Below are 5,168 nucleotides of genomic sequence, written 5' to 3'. Positions count from 1 at the left end.
CGGTAGGAATACTTCTTTTTATTAGCAAGAAATGCGTTGACAGACATGGCACTCTGTATTGGTATTCAGTCTCTTTGAGACGAGTAGCGGGATGGGGGTCCGGGGGAAGGGATGCGGCCTGTGGATAACTTGGAACTACGGCGACTGCGCGGCCTCGCAGTGCTCGATGTGCTTCACCTAATGGCCGAACACACGAAGCTCGATCGGGACTTCGCTCCCGTGCGCGCCTTAGACACCCGACGCGTGCACGTGACTGCTGCCGGCGCCGACTGGGAGTTGTTGGTCGACGGCGTCCGCTTCTTCGACACGCGGCAACGCAAGGGCGGCGGCGGCGCCGTCGACCTCGTGATGCACCTATGGCGCGTGCCATTCAAGCAAGCGGTGAAGATGTTGCGCGAGGCCGGCGCGTGAGGTACGTGCGCGCCACCGAGGAGTTCGTCTTCGCCGGAAGACCGCGGCCGGGATTCCCCTTGATCCTCGACGAGTCGATGGCGCCGGCGCAGCCGTTCCACGACTACCTGCTGTATCGGTTGCTCGAGAGTGGCAAGGCGCTGAAACCCAAGACCTGGGAGGCGTACGGGCGCCGGCTCTGGGATTTCGCCCGATTTCTACAAGCGAACGATTGGAGCTGGAACGATCCATTCACGTCTGTTGGGCAGAGCGTCGTGCGTGTCTACCGCGACTGGCAGGCTCAAGACCTCAAGCTGGACCCGGCAACCGTCAACGACCGGCTGGAGTTGGTCGTGGCAATGTACCGGTGGGCACATGAGCGCGGGCGGATTGACCGCTTGCCCTTCAGCTACTCCGATATCGCCGTGAACGACATCGAGCATGACCTGGCCCATGTCACAGGCGGCCACAAGAAGTTGAGCCGGCCGGCAGTGCTGCTCGACGAGTGGGACAAGGAACCCGCGTTCCTGACCGCAGAGCAGTTGAAGGTCGCGCGGCAATCGATGCGCTCTGCATCGCAGCGGCTGCTGTTCGACCTGATGGCGCGGGTTGGTCTGCGCTCAGTCGAGGCACGTACTTTCCCTCTGTCGTACGTGATTGATCCCAGGACCCAAAAGGCTCTGAAGCCAGGCACCTTTATCGACGTGCGCCTCGACCCGCGGGACATGGAGATCAAGTTCGACAAGCCCCGCGTCGTGCACGTGCCATACAGCCTGATGGAGGACATGTACGCATACACGACATTCGAGCGCAACGGTCTCGTAGGCGCGACCGGGTGCAAGGAACTGGTCCTGACGATCCACGGCCAGCGCTACAGCAAGGAATCCGCGGTGAAGGTCTGCGCGGATCTCAGCAACAGGGTCGGCTTCCGGGTGCGCCCGCTAATGCTGCGTCACAGCTACGCGATCCATACCCTGCTGCTGCTGCGCAGCCGTCCCGAGATCAAGCTGGAGCCGCTCATGTACGTCCGCGACCGCCTCGGCCACGCGAGCGTCCAGACCACAATGGTGTATCTGCAGCAGATCGAGCGGCTGCTGGGCGCCGAGGCGCTGGCGATGATGGACGAGTTTGACCGGCTCTACGGGGTGAGCAAAGCCCTGGCCTCGGCGCCGCAGGCATCCACCGCCGATCCTCGACACTGAGCCACGCCATGGTCAGAAAGAAAAACTACAACGTCAGCGAGAATCGCGCCGCGCCGGTCGGCGCCACATCGGCGTCACCCGAACGGCCGAGGCCCAGCGCCGACGACGCCTGCATCGACATGGTGGCGCTGTTGGGGCTAGAGGCCCGCTTCCCTCAGAGAATCAAGACGCTCGACCTTCGTGACTGGCTGGGCCGTGGCATCGACGACTGGGTATGCTCATCCGGCTTCTGCCTCAAGGCGATGCTGCTCTCCGGCGCGCGCGCGACAGCCTCCGTCACCACGTACTTCGGGCAATTGCCTTACCTGTTCGAGTACCTCGCGGGCAGCTCGCAAACACCTGTGCCCCCGAGGCCGAAGTTCCCGTCGGACCTGTCCCCGCTGCATGTCCAGCACTTCATCGGCTGGCTGCAGAAGCGGGCGCAGGCTGCAGGCTGGAGACCGAGTTCGACGCGCAATACCTACAAGGCCATCAAGGCCGTACTCGCCGAAATGTTCGCGCAGGGCTTCATCCCGGGGGAGCCTTCCCGCTTCTTCCGGCGCGGCGCGTTGCCCTGGAGCCGCGAAGACAGTCTGCAGACTAGCCTGAGTGACACGGAGCAAGAGCGCCTGGCCAAGGCTATCAAGTCCGACCTCGTTGACGTTCACCACGGCCGCCTGCCGCTGAAGCAAGGTGCCGTGCAGGGCCTCAGGCTGTTGCTGGTGGCGCACCGCCAGGGGCTCAACCCGACGCCTCTGCTCGAGATGTGCCGCGACGCCTTGGCGCCGGGATTCCTGCCTGGCACGATCCGCATGCGCACTGCCAAGCACCGCAACAAGAAGGTCCGTTCCAGCATCGGCCGCTCCGCTCTTGGACGGCAAGCGCCAACTCAACCGAGCGAGCAGCCCGACGAGCAGGACCTTTGCTTCGACCTCTCCGAAGGCGCAGTGCTGCAGCAGGCTATCGCAAGCACCCGCGAACTGGTGTGCGAGGCGCCACCCACCCTCAAGCAGCGGATCTGGCTGTATCGCGCTGAAGCAAGTGCAGGGTCGACAAAGAGGGGCAACATCACCTGCCTCGACAACAAGTCCCTCAACAGGGCTATCCAAGGCGTCATCCAACGCCGCAACCTGCTGGGAGACGACGGCCTGCCGTTGCGCCTCAACCTTAGTCGCCTGCGCAAGAGCCGCTTCGACCGCGCACTGCGTACCGCCGACGGCGACATAGCGATCACCGCCAACCTGATGGGCAACACACCGAGGGTGGCCGGGGCGAATTACCCGTCGATGAACGAGGCGCGCAAGGCCGATGCGGCGAGCTTCATGAACGGCGACTACACCGCTTTGATGCGGACCGAAGGTCAGGCTCCGAGGGGGCCTGAGATCCAGCCAGTGCAAGTGCAACCCTTCAAGGTCAGCAAAGACGGCGCAAGCGCCTTGCCGACCCCGACGCCAGTCTCCGCGTGCTCGGACTCGATCAGTGGCGAGCATGCGCCGAATGACGGCAGCAGCCACTGCGACCGCTACGTCATGTGCTTGTTCTGCTCGAGCTTCGCCATCGTCGGCACTGTGGACGAACTCTGGCGCCTGTTCAGCTTCCAGATGTTCGCACAGGCCGAACTTGACCACCTTGATGAAGCCCTGGGTCCGGAGCGCACGGCCGACGGCCTGCTCGAGGACCTGCGCGACCGATACCGCGTGGCCATCCCGTACATCGACGACTTCACTCAGCGCCAGTTCGCGCGCAGCCGGGTCGCCCAGGCCCGCGCTAGGACCGCCTCAGGCTTGCACCCCTACTGGCAGCATCAGATGACCATGAGCCGCCGCGCACGCAGCCGTGCCTTAGCGCCGGAACCGCGTGGTGATGGATCGCAAGGCGACACTGTGGCACTGCAGGCTCGCAGAACGCGCCGGGCAGGACCAAGGGCATGAGTAACATCTCTGCCTCGGTCCTTGACGCGCCCCAAGAGCACTCTGGGGCCCTTGTCGTGCCGGTCAGCTCCATGCCCGCGCCACGTGCCCTGCGGGCCTTCGAGTTGCTGGCGGCTCAGCCGATCAGCTTGGTAGGCATCCCGCCGGCTGAGCGTGACGCCATCGTGGTGACTGCCGTGGCCGATGCCGCCGGCCACGAGCACCCAGTGAGCCGTTTCGGCGACCGCGTCTGGGACCTCGCGTCGGAGGTCGAGGCGAAGAACCGCAAGGGTTCAGCCTTGAAGATCGTCTGGCCGGATGACGTGCCGAAAGCGCTGGTCGACGATGCCAAGGCGGCACTCTACTGCGCCCAGCGACGCGGCCCCCGTGGGCGGAAGTGGTCGGGTAGCTCTATGGCGGAGATTGGTCGCATGGGCGTCCTAGTGCTGAGGCACCTCGCGCAATTGGGGCTGGGCGACTTCAGCCAGGTACGAGCGCTGCACCTGTCTGACCACATCGCGGATCTGCGCCGCACGCTCAAGCCGATGTCCGTGCATACACGGCTGCAGATTGTCAACCTCGTCTGGTCGTTCCACATGGAAGTCCTGCACCCGTTGCTCGAGCACCCGTGGGTGGGGCTCGCCCTCTGGGATGCGTGTGGCGGCAACGAGGACGACCGAGGGCCATCGGGCCGTACCGGCATGACCCCCGTGATCCCGCGCTCGGTGCAGCGCACACTCTTTGCCCACTGCGAGGCCAGCCTTGCTCAGGCTGAGGACCTGTTCCGGGCTCGAGACGCGGGTGAAATCGGAGCCTCCAATCGTGCCGCGATCACCGCGATCCGCGATGCGGTCCTGTACCTGCTGCAGATCTCCTCGGGGATGCGCAACTCGGAGAGCACCGGCGTCACCAGTGGGTGTTGGCGTACCGAACAGCGCAACGGCGTGACGTATCACTGGGTGCGCACGCGCGAGGTCAAGACGACCGGCGGAACCGAGGTCGACTTCCTGGTGCCTCCGGAGGCCATCCGCGCACTTGAGATCCTGCAGCGCTACGCCCAACCGCTGCAGGCGCGGTTGGCCGACGAGGCACGATGGCTCGAAGACCTGCTGGCACAGGGCCCCGATCTCACCGGACACCTGGGCAACGGCATGAAGATAGCTGAGGCCGTGCACCGCCTGAACCATGTGCGGGGGATCGGCCGCCATCTGGTTCTGGGTCTGAACGTAAAAGCCTCTGACCACCTGGGAACCGGGTCGCGGGTCGAGGTGCTGAGCTCAGCCTCCTGCACCCACCAATTGAAGCAGCTGGCCGTGGCAGCCGGGACGGAGTGGGACCTGGCCAACCATCAGTGCCGCCGCACCTTCGCCTACAACGTCGCGAACTCGCGTCTGGGGCGAATGGGCCTCGTCTTCCTGAAGTGGCAACTCAAACATGCGTCGATGTCGTGGACGCAGCTCTACGCCGCCAGCCCCTGCCAGGATCACGCCCTATATCGTGAGTTCGAGGAGGAGATGTTCGAGGCGCGGCTGGGGCTGCTGGAGGGTTGGGCGCATCCCGATGCCCCGCTCAGCGGGGGCGCCGGCAAGAAGATCATGCAGACGCGGGCTCGTGCCGCACGAGACCTCAAGCAGCTCCTGAGACAAACGGCCGAGTCGGTCGAACTGCGCAGCACCGGACACGCGTG

The 5,168-nt window shown here is 64.8% G+C and carries 4 protein-coding genes; all 4 read left to right on the top strand.

Translation table 11 applies throughout. The annotated features are described in order from the left end of the window. Positions 1 to 120 precede the first annotated feature (120 nt). Positions 121 to 411, top strand: a complete 291-nt coding sequence (locus M0D69_RS43345; RefSeq protein WP_301787929.1) for a hypothetical protein — start codon at positions 121 to 123, stop codon at positions 409 to 411. A gap of 59 nt (positions 412 to 470) precedes the next feature. After that, positions 471 to 1,592 (top strand): site-specific integrase, encoded by a 1,122-nt coding sequence (locus M0D69_RS43340; protein WP_233468975.1) that lies wholly within the window; start codon positions 471 to 473, stop codon positions 1,590 to 1,592. Positions 1,593 to 1,600: 8 nt separating this feature from the next. Next, positions 1,601 to 3,502, top strand: coding sequence for a hypothetical protein (locus tag M0D69_RS43335; RefSeq protein ID WP_301787928.1), 1,902 nt, complete (start codon positions 1,601 to 1,603; stop codon positions 3,500 to 3,502). Further along, on the top strand, positions 3,499 to 5,168 hold a 1,670-nt coding region (locus M0D69_RS43330), incomplete at its 3' end, for an integrase (protein WP_301787927.1). The genes M0D69_RS43335 and M0D69_RS43330, both read left to right, overlap by 4 nt.

Source organism: Caballeronia sp. SEWSISQ10-4 2 (assembly GCF_030464885.1).
In the GTDB taxonomy this organism is placed as follows: Bacteria; Pseudomonadota; Gammaproteobacteria; order Burkholderiales; family Burkholderiaceae; genus Caballeronia.
Note: the sequence above shows the minus strand (reverse complement) of the source record. Positions and strands in the feature narration are given on the sequence as shown.